The organism is Murinocardiopsis flavida, from assembly GCF_003014485.1.
Lineage (GTDB): Bacteria > Actinomycetota > Actinomycetes > Streptosporangiales > Streptosporangiaceae > Murinocardiopsis > Murinocardiopsis flavida.
In genome coordinates, this window is record NZ_PYGA01000001.1 from 531,576 (window position 1) to 550,666 (window position 19,091).

The following is a 19,091-nucleotide window of genomic DNA, read 5'->3' on the forward strand; positions in this document are numbered from 1 at the left end:
TTGTCACAACATCGCCACGGCCGCCTCCCACCCTCGTAACAAGGGCGCGAATCCTACTAAGGTCGACCGTGCCCCCTCGACGCCCACACCCGCCAAGGCTCCCCTCATGACCGATTCCCGCACCGCACCCCACGGCGCCTGGCCGTCGCCGATCCGGGCGGCCGAGGTCGCAGGCGGCGAACGCCGGCTCGGCTTCCCCGCCGCCATCGGGGGCGAGGTGTGGTGGCAGGAGGCCCGCCCCGGTGAGGACGGCCGCACCACGGTCATGCGCCGCGACCCCGACGGCACCACCGCCGAACTCCTCCCCGCCCCGTGGGACGCCCGCACCCGCGTCCACGAATACGGCGGGCGCTCCTACCTGCCCGTCCCCCGGCGCGACGACAAGGCCATCGCCCGCAACGGCATCGTCTTCACCGACTTCGCCGATCAACGGCTCTACCTGCTCGAACGCTCATCCGCGGAGCCGCGGCCCCTCACACCGGAACCCGCGGCCCCCGGCGCGCTTCGCTACGCCGACCCCGTGCTCTCCCCCGACACCAAGCACGTCATCTGCGTCCGCGAAAGCCACGACGGCGACGGCGGCGTCGGCCGCGCCATCGTCTCCGTCCCCCTCTCGGGGCGCGCCGCCGAGAACCCCGAGGCGGTACGCGAACTCGTCACCGGCGCCGACTTCTACGCGTCCCCCGCCCCCTCGCCCGACGGCGGCCGCCTCGCCTGGGTCTCCTGGAACCACCCGCGCATGCCCTGGGACGGCACCGAACTCCGCGTCGGCACCCTTACCGACGCCGGGCCCGTCGAGTCGGCCTACACCCTCAAGGGCGGCGCCACCGAGTCCGTCCTCACCCCCGCCTGGCGCGACACCGACGCCCTCTACTTCGTCTCCGACTGGCCCGGCTGGTGGAACCTGTACGAGATCGGGCTCACCGGCCCCGCCATGGCGCTCTACCCCGCCGAAGAGGAGTTCAGCGACGGCGGCGGCACCCTCGGCAGCCGCTCCTACTGCGTCCTCGCCGACGGCGCCGTCGCCGCGCTGCACGGCCACGCCGACCGCGCGCTGTCCCGCTACGACCCGCGCACCGCGGAACTCACCCCCCTCGGCCCCGCCGCCGCCACCTGGGAGACCATCACCACCGACGGCGAGCACGTCATCGGCGTCGCCGCCGCGGCCGACACCCCGCAGCGCCTGCTCCGCGTCCACCCCGGCACCGGCCGCACCGAGATCCTCCGCGAGGCGGCCGACACCCCGCCGCCGCCCGGCTACCTGCCCGAACCGCGTACCGTCACACTGCCCGGGCGGTTCGGCGGCACCGTCCCCGCGATCGTCCACCCGCCGACCCACCCCGACGCCGACCCCGGCGGCCCGGCGCCCTACGTGGTGTGGGTCCACGGCGGCCCCGTCAGCCGCGCGACGACAGCGCTGCACCTCGAACGCGCCTACTTCACCAGCCGCGGAATCGGCGTCCTCGACGTCAACTACGGCGGGTCCACCGGCTACGGGCGCTCCCACCGCGAACGCCTCCACCGGCAGTGGGGCGTCATCGACGTCGAGGACGTCACGGCCGCCGCCCGCGCCCTCATCGACGACGGCACCGCCGACCCCCGCCGCATCGCCGTCCGCGGCGGCAGCGCCGGCGGCCTGACCACCCTCCTCGCCCTCACCGGCGACACCTTCGCCTGCGGCGTGTCCCTGTGCGGGGTCACCGACCTGCTCGCGCTCGCCGAGGCCAGCCACGACTACGAGTCGCACGTCCTCGACACGCTCATCGGCACCCTGCCGGGGTACCGCGCCGCCTACCGCGAACGCTCCCCCGTCGTGCGCGCCGCCGACATCACGGCCCCCGTCCTGGTGCTCCAGGGCGCCGACGACCCCGTCGTCCCCCCGAGCCAGGCCACCGCCCTGGTCGACGAACTCAAACAGCGCGGCACCCCGCACGCCTACATCGAGTTCCCCGGCGAAGGCCACGGCCTCCGCTCGGCCGAGGCCCGCCGCCGCGCCCTCGAAGCCGAACTCGCGTTCTACGCCGAGACCTTCGGCTTCACCCCCGCCGACGACCTCGGCGAGACCGTCACGCTCCGATGAGCCCCTTAACCCCGGCGTCATCAGGGAACACGTGGGCGACATCGGTGCAGGTGGAGAACGCCCGGTCAGCGGAGACCAGTGCCGCTGCGCCGTTCGAGCGCGCGGCAGCGGCGAGCACCGAGTCGAACGAGCCCAAGCGTTCATGCCCGGCGAAAACACTCAGCCCGGCGCGGAGCACACCCTCCTCCACCATGAGGAGCGGTGAGAGCATGTCGAGATAGTTGGCGGCATGTACCGCAGCATCTGCGCGAGATCGGCGCTTCGACCGGATGTGCGCGAACTCCTGGATGACCTCGACCGTCGTGGTCGCTTCGATGCGGTCGTTCATGACGGCTTCGATCAGTCGGCGGCACGGCGAGCGCAGAGGATGCTCGGTCCCTACAGCGAAGACGAGCACGGTGGTGTCGAGGACGATCACGCCCAGCGCCCCCTCGACCGGTCCAACTCTTCGAGCAGCTCATCGACGCTACCTACCGGCATCGGCTCAGCCGCGAGAATGGCCTCGGCCGCTGCCCTCCGCCGGGACGCCGAGGCGGGCAGACCGCGGTCGATCGCCTCGCGAACAATGTCGTCAACGGTGACGTGACGCTCGTTCGCGAGAGTGACCACACGCTCGTAGCGCTCAGCTCCGAGCACATCCTCAAGATGGTCTTGTTGCATGGAAACACGCTAGCGCGGCGTCACCGTCGTCGCCGTGAAAAACCGGAAGAATCAGCAGGGTCCCCTACCTCGCGGTCTCCGTCGCCCTCGACTCGCGGATGACCGTGATACGGATCCGCCCAGGGTAGGTCAGCTCCTCCTCGACCCGCTTGGCGATGTCGCGCGCGATGACCTGCGCCTGCACGTCGTCCACAGTGTCGGGTTCCACCATCACCCGCACCTCCCGGCCCGCCTGCATGGCGAACACCTTGCGGACGCCCCGGTGGTCCAGGGCGATCCGCTCAAGGCGCTGCAAGCGCTCGACGTAGGCGTCCAACGACTCCCGCCGCGCGCCCGGCCGCCCCCCGCTGATGGCATCGGCGGCCTGGGTGAGGACCGCCTCGACCGTGCGGACCTCCACCTCGTTGTGGTGCGCCTCGATGGCGTGCACCACGTCGTCGGACTCCCCGTAGCGCCGGGCGATCTCCGCGCCGATCAGCGCGTGGCTGCCCGCCACCTCATGGGTCAGCGCCTTCCCGATGTCGTGCAGCAGCGCGCAGCGCTTCACCAGCCCCGGTTCCACGCCCAGCTCACTGGCCATCATCCCGGCCAGGTGCGCCGACTCCACCAGGTGCGCGAGCACGTTCTGGCCATAGGACGTACGGAACCGCAACCGGCCGAGCAGCGTCAGCAGCTCCGGGTGCATGTCGGTGACACCGGTCTCGACCAGGGCGTCCTCGCCCGCGCGCACGCACGTCCGGTCGACCTCCGCCCGGGCGGACTCGTGGAACTCCTCGATGCGCTGCGGCTGGATCCGGCCGTCGAGCACCAGCTTCTCCAGGGCGATCCGGCCGACCTCGCGGCGCACCGGATCAAAACACGACAGCAGCACCGCCCCCGGTGTGTCATCGACGATCAGGTCGACGCCCGTGGCCATCTCGAACGCCCGGATGTTGCGGCCCTCGCGGCCGATGATGCGGCCCTTCATCTCGTCGTTCGGCAGCTGCACCACCGACACCACCGACTCCGAGGTCTGCGCGCTCGCCAACCGCTGGACGGCGAGCGTGATGATGCGGCGGGCCCGCTCCTCACCCTCGGCGCGGGCCTCGCGCTCCAGGTCGCGGACGAGCAGCGCCGCCTCGCGCTTGGCCTGCTCCTCGACCGCGGCGACCAGCTCGCGGCGGGCGTCCGCCGCCGTCAACGACGCCGCCGACTCCAGCACCGCCCGCCGCTCGTCCGCCACGCCCGAAAGGCGCGCCTCCCACTCGGCGAGCTCCGCGCTCCGGGAGTCGGCCCGCGCACGCTCCGCCTCCGAACGGCGGGCGTCGGCGTCGAGCCGCCGCTCGCGCTCGGCGACCCGCGCCTCGCGGCGCTCCACCTCGTCGTCGCGCGCGGCGAGCCGCCGCTCGGCGTCGCGCAGGGTCCGCGACGCGTGCTCCTCGGCCGCGGACCGGATGCGCTCGGCGTCGCGGCGGGCCGCCTCGGCGCCGCGCTCCGACGCGGCCGCGGACCGGCGCCACGCCAACACCGCCGCCGCACCTGCCACCGCGCATACCGCGAGCGCCAGAATGAGCGCCGCGACCAGGCCGAGCTCGTTCATGGCCTCTTCCCCCCGAACCCGCGATCGCCGCCCGCCGGGTGGCACGCGCCGACCGCGCCGGGCGTCCGGGCGACGAACCTGCGTGCCGCGGGGACCCACCGGCCTGCGCACACCAATGCGTGCCGCTCCGCTTGTGGTAGGGCTACCCTCCGCGTGACGAATTGATGCCTCGCGGGCACCCGCCGCCTTCCCCTCGCGGCGGCACGGCCGGAGCCCGGTTCGGACGCGGGCGGCCCGGCCCGCGCATGGGGGTCCGCCCGAAGCGGCGAGCGGTGGGTGCCGCCGGTGGATCCGCGCACGCCGTCGTCGCGCGGCGGCCGCGCAGACCTACCGGGGCACGAGGGGCAGGGCCGCCGCCGCACAACAGTGGACCGTCGCGCACCTGTGCCGCGTGGCCCGGCCGGAGGCCGGGGCACGGCCACTCGGCCGACGGCCTCGGGACGCTACTCGGGGTCGGGCGCCGGGATCTCGATGTCGAGCCCCTCGGCCTCGATCTCCTCGCGCACCAGGCGGTGCGCCAACCCGGCGGAGTACCCCTTGCGCGCGAGCACGCCCATGGCCCGCCGGATCCGGGTCGCGGGCTCCTTGCCGCGGGTGGCGTCGAGCTTGCGGCGCGCCAGCCGCCGGGCGGTGGCCTCCTCCTGCTCCGGGCCGAGCTCCTCGACGGCGTCGCGGACGGTGTCCTCGGCGACGCCGCGCCGACGCAGCTCGGCGGCGAGCGCCCGCCGCCCCAGCCCGCGCCCGGCGTGCCGGGAGTCGACCCACGCCGCGGCGAAGGCGGCGTCGTCGATGATGCCGGCCTCGCTGAACCGGCCCAGTACGGACTCGGCGACCTCGGGGGCGATGTCGCGCTTGTCCAGCGCCTGCGCCAGCTGCGCCCGCGTGCGCGGGGCCATGGTGAGCAGCCGCAGGCAGATTCCGCGCGCCTTGGCCTCGGGGTCGTCCCCCGACCGCCCTTGGGCGGCCGGAGGACCGGCGTCGATCGGTTCGCCGTCCGACATGGGGTCCATCCTCACGGGGTGCGGGCCCCGCACGGGGCCCGCACCGCGATCACTTCTCGGGCGCGGACTCCGGTGCGGGCGCCGCCGCGGCCTGCGGCGCCGGCGCGGGCTCATCGGGCGCGGGTGCCGCGGCCGCAGCCGCCGCCCTGCCCTTGGCGCTCTTCTTGGTCGGAGTCGGCTTCGCCATGGGAGTGCCGGACCCGGCGGTGGAGCCCGCGGAGTCGTCGCCCTTCATGGGCACGCCCATCTTCTCCTTGATCTTCTTCTCGATCTCGTTGGAGAGGTCGACGTTCTCCCGCAGGAAGGTCCGGGCGTTCTCCTTGCCCTGCCCGAGCTGGGTGCCCTCGTAGGTGTACCAGGCGCCGGACTTGCGCACGATGCCCTGCTCCACCCCGATGTCGATCAGCCCGCCCTCGCGGCTGATGCCGACCCCGTAGACAATGTCGAACTCCGCCTGCTTGAACGGCGGCGCCACCTTGTTCTTGACCACCTTCACCCGCGTGCGGTTGGCGACGGCGTCGGTGCCGTCCTTCAGCGTCTCGATCCGCCGGACGTCCAGCCGCACCGACGAATAGAACTTCAACGCCTTCCCGCCGGTCGTCGTTTCTGGTGATCCGAACATGACGCCGACCTTCTCGCGGAGCTGGTTGATGAAGACCGCGGTGGTGCCGGTGGTGTGGAGGGCGCCCGCGATCTTGCGGAGGGCCTGGGACATCAGGCGGGCCTGGAGGCCGACGTGGCTGTCGCCCATCTCGCCCTCGATCTCGGCGCGCGGCACGAGGGCGGCCACGGAGTCGATGACGATGATGGAGACCGCACCCGAGCGGATGAGCATGTCGGTGATCTCCAGGGCCTGCTCACCGGTATCGGGTTGGGAGAGCAGCAGGTCGTCGGTGTTCACCCCGATCTTCCCCGCGTAGACGGGGTCGAGCGCGTGCTCGGCGTCGACGAACGCCGCGATCCCCCCGGCCGCCTGCGCACTGGCCACCGCATGCAGCGCGACGGTGGTGTTGTGCGAGAGGACGCCGTTGGCGATGAAGCTGTGGGTTTCGGGGACCATGATGTCGAAGGTCGGCTGAAGCCCGGCGTCCTCGATATCGGTGATCTCTTCATAGGTGAACTGCTCCGCTGCCAGGCCCTTGAGGTGGCCGAGGATGGACTGCGCCGAGCGGGAGATGGCGTGCTGCCGGTTCTCGGCCCACTCGATGATGCGGTGCAGCCGGTCCCTGCTGCACGCCAGCGTGACGTCGCTGCGGAGGAGATCGCCCGCGATGTCGTCGAAGGCGCGGTCGGCGCCGATGGCGTCGCGGAGGTCGCGGATCTGGCCGGAGATGTGCGGAATGTTCTCGAACTGGGAGCTGCGCACGGAGAGCCGGAAGTTCGCCTCGACCTGCGCGGCGCGCCGCTGTGAACGGAACCCGACCTCGTTGAGGAACCGGTGTGCCACCGAGGGGTTGACGATGACGCTCCAGTAGTGCCGCTCGTACTCCGCGTTGTACTTGCGGTAGACGGAGGCGGGGATGCCGAGGCCGTAGAGCAGCAACTGGACGTCGCGGGCGAGCCGCTCGGAGGCGGTGCCGAGGCCGACGCTGGAGCTGGTGTCGATCCAGCCGTCGCCCTCGAAGAGCGCGGAGAGGAACGCCCGCTGCATCTTGTCGCCTGCGGTGCGGACGCAGCGCGGAACGCGCTTCTGAGCCGATTTCACATAGTCCAGACCGAACTGTTCTTGGATCGACTTTCGAAGCTTAGTGTCATACACAAGGTAGTCAGAACCACCCTTTTTATCCTTAACGCGGACCTCAGAATCAAAAAGGGATGAGACGATTGCAGAAAATTCCGCACCGACTTCAGGGTTGCCGTTTGTAAAGCAAATTCCACCCTTGAATCCAAGGCTTCCTTCGGCAGTTAGATACCCCAAGAAGACAGCTTCATCCTCACTGATCCCGCCCCCTGAGGCTGCTTCGGTCGCCCCAAACCGAGCGGAGACCAGGTAGTCACCCGTCTCCAGCTCTCCCGCATCCCGCCAGACGATATGACCGCCTGAACTCATTACACGAAGCGGATGGTTCAGGGTAGTCGAGATCGAACGCCCAGAACGAAGCGCAATCCTATTTACCATTCGTAGACCATTTTTAGTGAGCGCGTCCACGCGCTCCAAGTCTCCGTTTTCGTTGACTACACGAATACCCAGTGGACGAATGTCCACCACGTCCTGATCGCCGTCAAGGTCAACGTTGGCTCGCTCAAAAACCTCGGCGACCGTTTCGAGACCATAGTCGGTCCAGATATTCGTGTCGGCCACGACGCACTTTCCAGAAGACTCTGGGCCGTAGATCTCTACGATGCGGCCGCGGGGGATGCCGCCGATGCCGAGGGCGGCGTCGAGGGAGATCGCGCCGGTGGGGATGGATTCGATCGGGGGGCGGTCTTCATCGCCGAGGCGCATGACGGACCCCTTCCCGAACTGGCGCTCGATCTGCGCGAGCGCGGTTTCGAGAGCCTTGTCTCGGTCGGCAGCAGCCACGGGGAACCCCTGTTGGGTCGGTGTCTTCTTCTTCATCTCGGAGGTGACGCTACGCGGACGCGGTGACATTTCGCGACGTCCTTCGCGCACCCTGTGGACGACCGGACCGGCCGGTTCGCCCTGGTGGGGACGGCTTAGCGGATCAGGCCGTCCAGCATACGGGCGTCAGCCTACCCGAACTTCTGTTCGACTGTTCGATGTCGGGCGCAGCCGGGTGTGTCGGTTTCACCGCGACTTCGCCGGGATGCCGAAGGTGTCGCAGACCGCGGCCCACACCTCTTTCACGGCGACGCCGTCGGCGAGGGCCTGCTGGACCGTGCGGGAGCCCAATTGCTCGATCACGTAGTCGCGCGCAAGGCTCTCGGCGTACGCCTCGCCGAAGTGGGCGGCCATGTTCTGCCAGAAGTACGAGAGTCTCATCGCGTCCAGTATGGACCGGTCCGGCGCGCGGCGTCGGCCGGCCGCTCCCCGGAATCGTCGTCGTCCTTGGGCACACTGGACGGCATGGCTTCTGTTCCGGACGGCGGGCCCGCCACCGCGCGCTTCTCCGCCGCCACCCGCGCCTGGTTCGCGTCGGCGTTCCCCGGTGGCGCCACTCCCGCGCAGGCCGGCGCGTGGGAGTCCATCGCCGCCGGGGAGAACACCCTGGTGGTGGCGCCCACCGGGTCGGGCAAGACGCTCGCCGCGTTCCTGTGGGCGCTCGACCGGCTGACCGCAGCCCCGGTGCCGGCCGAGCGCACCCGGCGCTGCCGGGTGCTGTACGTGTCGCCGCTGAAGGCGCTGGCCGCCGACATCGAGCGCAACCTGCGTGCCCCGTTGGCGGGGATCGAGGCGGCCGCCGCGGACTCCGGCGCCGAGGTCCCCGCGCTCACGGTCGGCATGCGCACCGGCGACACCCCTGCCGGGCAGCGGCGGTCCTTCGCGGTGCGGCCGCCCGACATCCTCATCACCACGCCCGAGTCGCTGTTCCTCGTGCTGACCTCCAACGCCAGGGCGGGGCTGGCGGGTGTCGAGACGGTCATCGTGGACGAGGTCCACTCCGTTGCGGGCACGAAGCGGGGCGCGCACCTCGCGGTGAGCCTGGAGCGGTTGGACGCCCTGCTGGAGCGTCCGGCGCAGCGCATCGGGCTGTCTGCGACGGTGCGGCCCGTGGCGGAGGTCGCCGCGTTCCTGGGCGGCCCGCGCCCGGCGCGGGTGGTCCACCCGCCCGGCACCCCGGCGCTCGACTTGGCCGTGCGGGTGCCGGTGGAGGACATGGCGCGGTTCGGCGCCGGTATGACGCCGGAGCGCACCGACGACCGTTCCGCAGTAGCGCGCCGCTCCATCTGGCCGCATGTGGAGGAGAAGGTGCTCGACCTGGTCGAGCGGCACGCGTCATCGATCGTGTTCGCCAATTCGCGGCGGCTCGCCGAGCGGTTGTGCGCGCGGTTGAACGAGTTGGCGGCGCAGCGCGCAGGGCAGGTGCTCGACACCGACTCCGTTCCGGCGGAGTTGATGGGCCAGGCCGATCGGGGCATGGGCGCGGGGCGGGTGGTCGCGCGGGCGCACCACGGTTCGGTGTCGAAGGGCGAGCGTGCGGCGATCGAGGCCGACCTGAAGGCGGGCCGGCTGCGGTGCGTCGTGGCGACCTCCAGCCTGGAGCTCGGCATCGACATGGGCGCCGTCGATCTGGTGGTGCAGGTGGAGTCGCCGCCGTCGGTGGCGGGCGGACTCCAGCGCGTGGGCCGGGCAGGGCACCACGTGGGCGAGGTGTCGCGGGGGGAGTTCTTCCCGAAGTTCCGCGGCGACCTGCTGGCGACGACCGTTGTGGTGGAGCGCATGCGCGCGGGCGCCATCGAGGAGCTGCGGGGGCCGCGCAACCCGCTCGATGTGCTGGCGCAGCAGATCGTGGCGATGGTGGCGGTCGAGGAGTGGTCGGTGCCCGGGCTGGCGGCGCTGGTGCGCCGCGCGGCGCCGTTCGCGTCGCTGCCGGACGCCGTGCTGGCGTCGGTGCTGGACATGCTGTCGGGCCGGTACCCGTCGGACGAGTTCGCCGAGCTGCGGCCGCGGGTGGTGTGGGACCGGGAGGCACAGTCGCTGACGGGTCGGCCGGGTGCGCAGCGGCTGGCGGTGACCAGCGGGGGCACCATCCCCGATCGGGGCACGTATGCGGTGCACCTGCCAGGGGGCGCGGGGCCGTCGCGGGTGGGCGAGCTCGACGAGGAGATGGTGTACGAGTCGCGGGTGGGCGACGTCTTCGTGCTGGGGTCGAGTTCGTGGCGGATCGATGAGATCACGGCCGACCGCGTGCTGGTGTCGCCCGCGCCGGGGCGGCCGGGCCGGTTGCCGTTCTGGAAGGCCGACCCGGTGGGGCGCCCCATGGAGCTGGGCCGCGCTATCGGCGCGCTCACCAGGGAGTTGTCGGCTCTGCCGCGGCCCGATGCGGTGCGCCGCGCGGCCGGTGCCGGTCTCGACGCGTGGGCGGCCGACAATCTGCTGGACTATCTGGCGGAGCAGCGCGAGGCCACGGGGCAGGCGCCCGATGACCGCACGGTGGTGGTCGAGCGGTTCCGCGACGAGTTGGGCGACTGGCGGGTGGTGCTGCATTCGCCGCTGGGCGGGCGGGTGCACGCGCCGTGGGCCATGGTCATCGGGGCGCGGCTGCGGGCGCGGTTCGGCATGGACGCGCAGGTGGTGCATGGCGACGACGGGATCGTGCTGCGGCTGCCCGACGCGGGCGACGAGGACGGCCCGGCGTCCCTCGCCGAGTTGTTCGCCATCGACCCCGATGAGGTCGAGCGGGCGGTCACGGAGCAGGTCGGCGGTTCCGCGCTGTTCGCGGCGCGGTTCCGCGAGTGCGCGGCGCGTGCGCTGCTGCTGCCGCGCCGCCGGCCCGACCGCCGGATGCCGTTGTGGCAGCAGCGGCAGCGTTCGGCGCAGCTGCTGGCGGTGGCGGGCCGGTTCGGGTCGTTCCCGATCACGCTCGAAGCGGTGCGGGAGTGCCTGCGCGACGTGTTCGACGTGCCGGGGCTGCGGTCGCTCATGGCCGATGTCGAGGCGCGCCGGGTGCGGTTCGTCGAGGTGCGCACGGAGCGGGCGTCGGCGTTCGCGCAGTCGCTGATGATGGGGTACACGGCGGCGTTCCTGTACGAGGACGACGTCCCGTTGGCCGAGGCGCGCGCCCAGGCCCTCACGCTCGATTCGGCGCTGCTCGCCGAACTGCTGGGCGAGACCGATGTGCGCGACCTGCTCGACCCCGGTGTGGTCGCCGAGGAGGAGGCCCGGTTGCAGCGGCTCGCCCCCGGCACGGGAGTCCGCCCGGATCACGGGGTGGAGGACACCGCCGACCTGCTGCGCGAGCTGGGCCCGTTGTCGGTGGAGGAGGCGGGGCTGCGGGGGGCGCGGCCGGAGTGGTTGGCGGAGTTGGGGCGGCGGCGGCGCGCGGTGGAGGTGGTCGTCGGGGGCGGGTCGCGGTGGGCGGCGGCGGCCGACGCCGCGCGGTTGCGCGACGCGCTGGGTGCGGCACTGCCGGACTGGCTGGGCGCCGGGGGCGGTTCCGGTGCCGGGGACGGATCCGGAACCGGGTTCGCTTCGGCCGCCGAGGCGTTCGCCGCTCCGGTGGACGACCCGTTGGGCGATCTGCTGTCGCGGTTCGCGCGGACGCACGGCCCGTTCGGTACCGGCGACGCCGCGGCGCGGTTCGGTTTGGGCCCCGCGGTGGTGGCCGGGGTGTTGGGCCGGTTCGCCGCGCAGGGCCGGCTGGTGCGGTTGGGGTCGGGCGACGACGTGTCGGGGGCGTGGTGCGACGCCGAGGTGCTGCGGGTGCTGCGCAGGCGGTCCATCAGCCGGTTGCGCAAGGAGGTCGAGCCGGTCGCGCAGGAGGCGCTGGCGCGGTTCGTCCCGGCGTGGCAGCAGGCGGGCGGCGAGCCGCTGCGGGGGCCCGATGCGGTGTTCGCCGCGGTGGAGTCGCTGCGGGGGGCTCCTGTTCCGGCGTCGGCGCTGGAGCCGCTGGTGCTGGGGGCGCGGGTCGCCGATTACGAACCGGCGCTGCTCGACGCGCTGACCACGTCGGGCGAGGTGGTGTGGGCGGGGGCCGGGACCCTGGCGGGCAACGACGGCTGGGTGTGCCTGGCGCCGGCCGGCGAGGCCGCGCTGGTGCTGCCCGAGCCGTCGCCGGTGCCGGATTCTCCGGCGCATCGGGCGGTGCTCGATGCTTTGGACGACGGCGGCGCGCTGTTCTTCCGCGGTGTCGCCGACCGGGTGGCACGCGCCGTGGGGGCGGGGGCTGCGTCGGACCAGGAGGTCGTGGCGGTCCTGTGGGACCTGGTGTGGGCCGGCCTGGTCGGCAACGACTCGCTGGCGCCGCTGCGCGCGCTGCTGGGTGCGGGGGGCACGGCGCACCGGTCGCGCCGCCGCGGTCCGGTGCTGCCGTCGCGCACGGGACCGCCGACCGGGGGCGGCCGGTGGTGGCGGCTGCCCGAGCGCGATGCCGACCCGACGCGCAGGGCGCACGCGGGGGTCGCCGCCCTGCTGGACCGCTATGGGGTGGTGACGCGGGGCCCGGTGGCGGCGGAGCAGGACCGGGTCCGGTCCGGGCGCGATTCCGCGAAGGGCGCCGGGCGCGGCGGGGGCCCGCAGGGCGGGTTCAGCGCGGTCTACCCGGTGCTGCGCGCGTTCGAGGAGTCGGGGCGGGCCCGGCGCGGCTATTTCGTGGAGGGCTTGGGCGCGGCGCAGTTCGCGCTGCCGGGCGCGGTCGACCGCTTGCGCGCCGTGCGCCGCGCCGACCCCGGTCCGGTGGTGCTGGCGGCGGCCGACCCCGCCAACGTGTACGGCGCGGCGCTCGCGTGGCCGCCGTCCGCCGCGGGGCTGCGTCCGGGCCGCAAGGCGGGCGCGCTGGTGGTGCTCGACGAGGGTGCGCTGGTGCTGTACGTGGAGCGCGGCGGCAGGTCGGTGCTGACGTTCGGCGCGTCGGCGGAGTCGCTGGCCCGCTCGGTGACCGCGCTGGCGGAGCGGGTGCGCGCGGGTGCGGTGGGCGCGTTGGCGGTGGAGCGCTGCGACGGCGCGCCGGTGTTCGGCGGCGCTTTGGCGGACGCGCTGCTCGCGTCGGGCTTCCACCCCACCCCGAAGGCGCTGCGCCTGCGCAGGTAAAGGGCTGCCCCGGTCTTTCAGGCGCCGGGGTCGGGGCCGAGCCGGGTTTCGGCGATGGTCCCCTCCGAACGGTCGCCGCGGGGCTCGACACGGGTCGGCGGCGGTCCGCCGGGTGCGGGCCGCGGTGCGGCGGGGCCGGTGTGCGGCTGCGGGCGGCCCGGGGAGGGGTGGCCGGGCGCCGGGTGGCCGTAGGGCGTTCCCTGCGGTCCGGGGGGCGGAGCCGGGTGCGCCGTACCGGGGTTGGGCCAGGACGGGTGCGCCGTACCGGGGTTGGGCCAGGACGGGTGGGCGGTGCCAGGGTAGGGCGGCGGGTGGGGTACCGGGTACCGGTGGCCGGGGGCCGCCAGCGGTGGTGCGGGGGGCGCGTGTGCGGGCATGGGCGACGGGTGGCCCGGGCCGGGGAACCGGTAGCCGGGTGCCGGGGGCACGTAGCCGGGCTGCGGGTACCCCGCCGGGGCTTTCGGCGGAGGGCGGCGGTAGCGCAGGCGTTCGCTCAGCCACACGCCGAGGCCGTAGCAGCCGGGCAGGACCAGCACCGCCGCGAACATGACCGCCGCCTCGGAGTGGTCGCGCACGAAGTCCGCGCCCGGGCCGCCGAGCGCGGCGAAGTCCTTCGGCGCGACCCTGTCGAGCACGCCGGAGAGGAACACCACCTGGATGACGACGGCGAGGTAGAGGGCGTGCCCGCCGATGCGGCGCCACAGCAAATAGGCGAGCGCGCCCATTGCCAGCGAGATGGGGAGCATGACCCCGATGAAGACCCCGAAGCCCTCGGCGATCTCCGCCCGGCTCAGGACGGTGTCGGCCTCGGGGCCGAGGGTCGTGACCAGCAGCAGCCAGGCGAGGAAGGGCAGCCAGATGACGATGCCGAGCAGTGCGATCGCGACGACGGCCCGTGCCACGGCGCTGCTCTCGGGCAGCAGCGGCGGGGCGCACCGGTAGGGGGCCGGGTCGCGCGGGAGGGAGCTCATCAGCCAGATGAAGCAGATCGGTGCGGCGATGCCCGCGACCAGCGCGGGCGCCCAGCCCGAGTCGCCCATGGCGCTGACGGCGTCGACGATCGGGGTGCGGAGCAGTGCGGGGGCGGGGACCGGGCCGAGTGGCGCCAGGTTCGCCAGCCAGCCGTACAGCAGCGCGAGCAGCGAGCCGTACAGGACGGCACCCGCCCTGCGCCGGGCCGGGAGGACGGCCAGGCCGAGCGCCATGAGCAGGAAGAGCGGCCACAGGTCGACCTGCGCGGCGATCATGGTGCCGTAGCGGCTCGCGTCCGGGTGGCCGGGGTGCTGATCGGCGGGGAGGCCCCCTGCCGTGAGCATCCCGGACCAGGCCAGCGCCGCGGTACACCACAGGACCAGGGCGAGCACGAACACGCGGGGCGCGCCCTGCCCGACCCAGGTGCTCGGGCGGGCCAGCCGCCGCCAGGCGTGCGGCGCCGCGGCGCGCGCGTAGGGTGCGGCGAGCCGGGCGAGGACGAGGTCGCTGCGGCCGGGCCCGGTGGCGGGGCCGGCGCGCAGGGCGCGCCCCGCGACGGGGCGCCACCATGGCACGGGAAGCGCCGACCAGGCGCTCAGCACGGCCCGCAGCGCGTCGTTGCGGGTGGACTCGTCGATGGTCTCGACGGTGATGGCGACCGCGCGGTCGCGTTCGGTGGGGGCCGGGCGGAGCCCGATGCGCCCGGCGGCGGTCAGGGCGGCGTCGACCACCGAGCGGGTCTGCGTGCCGACGCGTTCGAGGCGGGCGCAGCGGCGGGTGCAGCCGGGGTGTCCGCACTGGTGGGACGCTGCGATGAGGGGGATCTCGTTGAGGACTGCCTCGCTGAGGAGCTGGTGCTCTTGGGGGGTGCCCGCGGCGAGGCGGCGCAGCCCCTCGATGCCGACCTCGCTGCCGCGGTAGACGGGCCGGGACGCGGGGAGGTAGCGGGTGGTGAACGCGGTGATGGCGACGGCGGCCTGCTCGACCGATGCGATGCGGCCGAGGTAGTCGCGGTCGTAGGCGGTGTCGCCGATGTCGTCGAGCCAGTCGCGGAGTTTCGCGGCGCCGTCGCCGATGAGCCAGCTCTCGGCGCGCCGGTCGTGTTCGCGGAGCAGTTCGGCGAGTTCGGCGGGCTGGTGGACGCTGGCGCCCGCGAAGGTGATGGGGCGCCGGGCGGTGGTGGCGCGCAGGGGTTCGGCGGGGAAGTCGGCGCTGGCGTCGTCGACGGCGACGGTCCAGTTGGCGTCGATCATGCGGGTAGCGACCCGGGTGAGGTGGTCGTTGGCCGCCGCGCCGGTGTCGGGCACGCTCTCGCCGGTGATGGCGGCGAACGCCTCGGCCGCGGTGGGGCGGCGCTCGGGTTCGCGGTCGAGTGCGCGCCGGACGACGTCGTGCAGCGCGTCGGGGAGTTCCTCGGCCGCGGTGTCGGGGTCCTCGTTGACGGTGCGGTAGCGCAGCACCTCGACGGGGCCGGTGCCGTAGGGCTGGCGCCCGCTGGCGGCACTGGCGACGAGCCCGCCCCAGCAGAACATGTCGGAGGCGGGGCCGGCGCGGTGGCCGTCGTAGCGTTCGGGGCTGATCCAGCCCGGTGTGCCCACGACCATGTCGGCGCGGGTCATGGACACTTCGTCGAGGGCTTGGGCGATGCCGAAGTCGAGGACCTTGGGGCCCTCGGGCGAGAGGATGACGTTCTCGGGTTTGAGGTCGCGGTGCACGATGCCTTCGCAGTGCACGACGGCGAGGGCCTCGGCCATTCCGGTGGCGAACGCGGTGAGGTCGGTGCCGCGCAGCGGCCCGTGCTCGGCGAGGTAGGAGCGGAGGGTGGGGCCGGGGACGTAGGCCGCGGCGAGCCAGGGGCGGTCGTCGTCGGGCCCGGCGGCGAGCAGCGGGGCGATGCAGCGGCCGTGGACGCGGCGCGCGAGGTCGACCTCGCGTGCGAAGCGCGACCGGTACCCGGGGTCGGAGGCGTATTCGGCGCGGACCATCTTGATCGCCGCCGGGTATCCGGAGGTGTCGCGGCCGAAGTAGACGACGCCCATGCCGCCCGACCCGAGGCGGCCGATGAGCCGGAACGCGCCGATCTCCGTTGGGTCGTCCAGGGCCAGGGGGGCCAGGCGGGCGCCGTCGGTTTCCATCGGGGGGTCTCCACCGCGTGATCAGGGGATGCCGGGGACCCGGGGCGGCCGGCCCCGCATCACCGTTGTGCGTCTGTCACCGCCCACCGTAGTCTTTCCCGGGTCCGGGCGTGGGCGCCCGGACCCGCGGGGCGGCTAGTCGACGGTCGAGGCGAACACGTCGTCGCGGGCGCGTTTCAGGGCCGCGAGGACGGCGCCCCGCAGGACGGGGTTGCCGTCGACGCTGCTGACCTCCACTTCGGGTGCGTTGGGGCCGATGCTGCGGGTGGCGTCGGCGACCCGTTGGGAGAGGTCGGTGCCGCCGGCGCGGGGCACGAGCCCGCCGAGGACGACGACGCCTGGGTCGAGGACCACGCACACCGCTGCGACGCCGCGCGCGATGCGCTCGGCGAGCTCGTCGAGGAACGCCGTGCCGCGCTCGCCGGCGGACCGGGCCGCGGTGACCATGCCGGCGGCCCGTGCCGCGGTGAGCATGTCGGGGGCGTCGGTGCCGTTGAGGCCGTGCCGGATCCCCAGTGCCACGATCTCCTTGGCGCCCACCAGCGCCTGGAAGCCGTGGGCGAGCCTGGGGATGCCGTGTGCGCTGCGCAGGGACTGGTAGCCGCCGTGCAGTCCGACGTCGCCGGGCAGTGGTGCGCCGGGCACGGGGAGGTAGCCGATCTCGCCGGCGCCTCCGGAGCGTCCGCGGTGGATGCGGTCGCCGAGCATGACGGCCATGCCGACGCCGCCGCCTTCGCCGAACCACAGCAGCGCGAAGTCGGGGGTGCCCTTTGCGGCGCCTTCGGCGTGTTCGGCGACGGCCGCCAGGTTGACGTCGTTCTCGATGATGACGGCCCGCCGCAGGTCGGTGCGGAGCGCGCCGAGGACGCCTTCGTGCCAGGAGTCGAAGTCGAAGGAGAACCGGACGTCGCCGGTGCGGGGGTCCACGACGCCGGGTGTGCCGATGACGCACGCTTCGAGCCGGTCGAGGGGGACGGCGGCGCGTTCGACCAGGCTCATGACGGTCTTGTGGACGACGGCCACCGGGTCGGGCGACGCCATGGGGTCGAAGCTGACCTCGGCGACGATCTCGCCCGTGATGTCGGCGATGACGGCGGTGACGACGGCGATGCTGATGTCGAGCGCCGCGACGTAGGCGCTGGACGGAACGACGGCGTACAGCGCGGCGTTGGGCCCCCGCCCGCCCGCCTGGGTCCCGACGACGTGCACGAACTCGCGTTCTTCCAGCCGGGCCAGCAGTTGCGAGGCCGTCACCTTGGACAGCCCCGTCGCCTCCCCGATCTGGGTGCGTGTCAGCGGGCCCGACGTGACGAGCAGGTCCAGGGCCGCACGGTCGTTGAGTTGGCGGAGCAGCCGAGGAGTCCCCGGACGTCGAGACATAACCGTGACACCCCTTCTCTATTTGATAGGAAAGTTTCCTGTTAGTTTATCGACCAACCGCAGAGTGGTCACTCCCCGGGTCGCAAAACCGCACCACAGAACCTCCCGGGGCCGAGCCACACCACACATCGAGTGCTATCCCAGCACACCCCGCACCGACGACGAAGCCCGCACAGCGTCTGAGCGCGTCCCGATGCAGTCGGGGGTCGCCATCTCGGATCCGCTCCAGCGCGCGAGGCGACGCGTGAAGGGAGAAATCTGATGAGATTCGCGAAGGTCGCAGCCGCGTCGGCGGCGGTGCTGCTGCTCGCAGGCGCATGCGGCGGAGGCGGCGAGGAGTCCGGCTCCGGTGACGTGCCCAAGGAGCTCACGGTCTGGGTGATGGGCGACTCCCAACCCAAGCTGGTCGACTACTTCAAGGAGGTCGACGCGGCCTGGAAGGAGAAGCACCCGGAGAGCAGCGTCAAGGCCGAGTTCATCCCCTGGGCCGACGTGCAGAAGACGCTGACCACCGCGCTCGCCGGCGGCGACGCCCCCGACGTCCTCGAGGTCGGCAACGACCAGGTATCCAACTGGGCCTCCCAGGGCGCCCTCCTCGACATCACCAAGCCCACCGAGGAGTGGGGCGACGCCAAGGACATGGACCAGGCCGCGCTGGAGTACGGCCGGTTCGACGGCGTCCAGTACGGCGTCCCGTGGTTCTCCGGTGTGCGCACGCTCTACTACCGCGCCGACTGGCTGAAGGACCTCGGCCTCGAAGCGCCCACCGACTGGAAGAGCCTGGTCGACGTCGCCAAGAAGATCCAGGACGAGAAGGACGTCCCCGGCTTCTGCGCGCCGACCGACTTCACCAACGGCATCGCCAGCTTCATCTGGAGCAACGGCGGCGAGATCGCGGTGCAGGACGGCGACAAGTGGGAGGGCCGCCTCACCGACGCCAAGACCAAGGAGGCCATCGAGTTCTACGCGGGCCTCAACAGCAAGGAGAAGGTCTCCCCCAAGGGCGCGATGAACGCGAACGAGCTGGACGCGTGCCTGCCCGAGATGGCCAACGGCAAGCTCGGCATGTACATCGACGGGAGCTGGGCCCGCGGGGCGATGGAGGAGACCGCCGAGGACAAGAAGGTCGTCGACGAGATCGCGACCGTGCCGATGCCCGGCGCCGACGGGATCGCGCCGGCCATGGCCGGCGGCTCCGACCTGGCGGTGTTCGCCGACGGCGAGTCCACCGAGGCCGCGACCGAGCTGATGCTGCTGCTCGGCAACAAGGAGTGGGGCGACAAGTACGCCGAGGCCGCCGGCTTCTTCCCGGCCTACCCGGAGATGCTGGACGACGAGAAGTACACCAAGACCGGTGACGCCAAGGCGAGCGCCGAGCAGGCCAAGAACACCAAGTTCTTCCCTGCCACGCCGAAGTGGAACAAGGCCGACCTGGACCAGAAGATCCTGCCCAAGGCCGTGCTGTCCATCGCCAAGGGGGAGGACGCCGACAAGGTCCTCAAGGACGCCAACGACGAGCTGACCAAGACGCTCAACGAGAAGGTCGAGTAGTCGGCCGAGGACACCCCGACGAATCGCGTCCTCAACCCGGGCGGGCCGGTGCGACCGCCGGCCCGCCCGGGGGCTCGACCGG

10 protein-coding genes and 2 pseudogenes are annotated in these 19,091 nt (G+C 72.9%); 3 read left to right on the forward strand and 9 right to left on the reverse strand.

The features are described from left to right. The first annotated feature begins 106 nt into the window (after positions 1–106). Positions 107–2,080: a S9 family peptidase gene (locus CLV63_RS02330; RefSeq protein ID WP_106581147.1), complete on the forward strand. Its 1,974-nt coding sequence runs from the start codon at positions 107–109 to the stop codon at positions 2,078–2,080. On the opposite strand, the gene CLV63_RS02335 is transcribed toward CLV63_RS02330, so the two are convergent. The 7 genes and pseudogenes from CLV63_RS02335 to CLV63_RS02360 all read right to left on the reverse strand — a co-directional run bounded on the left by CLV63_RS02335 (position 2,067) and on the right by CLV63_RS02360 (position 8,264). Next, entirely contained in the window at positions 2,067–2,498 is a 432-nt protein-coding gene (locus CLV63_RS02335; protein WP_106581148.1) for a type II toxin-antitoxin system VapC family toxin, read from the reverse strand. The genes CLV63_RS02330 and CLV63_RS02335 overlap by 14 nt on opposite strands. After that, positions 2,495–2,740 carry a hypothetical protein gene (locus tag CLV63_RS02340; RefSeq protein ID WP_106581149.1) on the reverse strand — a complete coding sequence of 82 codons (246 nt, stop codon included), beginning with the start codon at positions 2,738–2,740 and terminating at the stop codon, positions 2,495–2,497. The genes CLV63_RS02335 and CLV63_RS02340 overlap by 4 nt, the downstream gene beginning before the upstream one ends. Before the next feature lie 64 nt (positions 2,741–2,804). After that, positions 2,805–4,319, reverse strand: coding sequence for a ribonuclease Y (rny, locus tag CLV63_RS02345; RefSeq protein ID WP_106581150.1), 1,515 nt, complete (start codon positions 4,317–4,319; stop codon positions 2,805–2,807). Between the two features lie 443 nt (positions 4,320–4,762). Next, positions 4,763–5,320, reverse strand: a complete 558-nt coding sequence (locus CLV63_RS02350; RefSeq protein WP_211301101.1) for a regulatory protein RecX — start codon at positions 5,318–5,320, stop codon at positions 4,763–4,765. A 49-nt stretch (positions 5,321–5,369) separates the two neighbouring features. After that, a pseudogene (gene recA / locus CLV63_RS35205) lies at positions 5,370–6,338 on the reverse strand (recombinase RecA); the annotation flags it as partial. Positions 6,339–6,389: 51 nt separating this feature from the next. Next, positions 6,390–7,844: pseudogene (locus CLV63_RS35210) on the reverse strand (LAGLIDADG family homing endonuclease); the annotation flags it as partial. 225 nt (positions 7,845–8,069) lie between these two features. Then, on the reverse strand, positions 8,070–8,264 hold the full coding sequence (locus CLV63_RS02360) for a DUF3046 domain-containing protein (protein WP_106581152.1): 195 nt from the start codon (positions 8,262–8,264) through the stop codon (positions 8,070–8,072). Between the two features lie 84 nt (positions 8,265–8,348). Here CLV63_RS02360 and CLV63_RS02365 point away from each other — a divergent pair, with 84 nt between their 5' ends. Then, positions 8,349–12,971, forward strand: coding sequence for an ATP-dependent helicase (locus CLV63_RS02365; RefSeq protein ID WP_106581266.1), 4,623 nt, complete (start codon positions 8,349–8,351; stop codon positions 12,969–12,971). A gap of 17 nt (positions 12,972–12,988) precedes the next feature. Here the strand turns inward: CLV63_RS02365 and CLV63_RS02370 are convergent, their stop codons facing one another. Both CLV63_RS02370 and CLV63_RS02375 read right to left on the reverse strand, forming a co-directional pair. After that, a complete protein-coding gene (locus tag CLV63_RS02370; RefSeq protein WP_106581153.1) occupies positions 12,989–16,078 on the reverse strand; it encodes a serine/threonine-protein kinase in 3,090 nt (1,029 codons plus the stop codon). Positions 16,079–16,213: 135 nt separating this feature from the next. Further along, positions 16,214–17,458, reverse strand: coding sequence for an ROK family transcriptional regulator (locus CLV63_RS02375; RefSeq protein ID WP_106581154.1), 1,245 nt, complete (start codon positions 17,456–17,458; stop codon positions 16,214–16,216). A 261-nt stretch (positions 17,459–17,719) separates the two neighbouring features. Between CLV63_RS02375 and CLV63_RS02380 the strand changes: the two genes are divergently transcribed. Then, positions 17,720–19,009 carry an extracellular solute-binding protein gene (locus CLV63_RS02380; protein ID WP_106581155.1) on the forward strand — a complete coding sequence of 430 codons (1,290 nt, stop codon included), beginning with the start codon at positions 17,720–17,722 and terminating at the stop codon, positions 19,007–19,009. Positions 19,010–19,091: the final 82 nt, after the last annotated feature.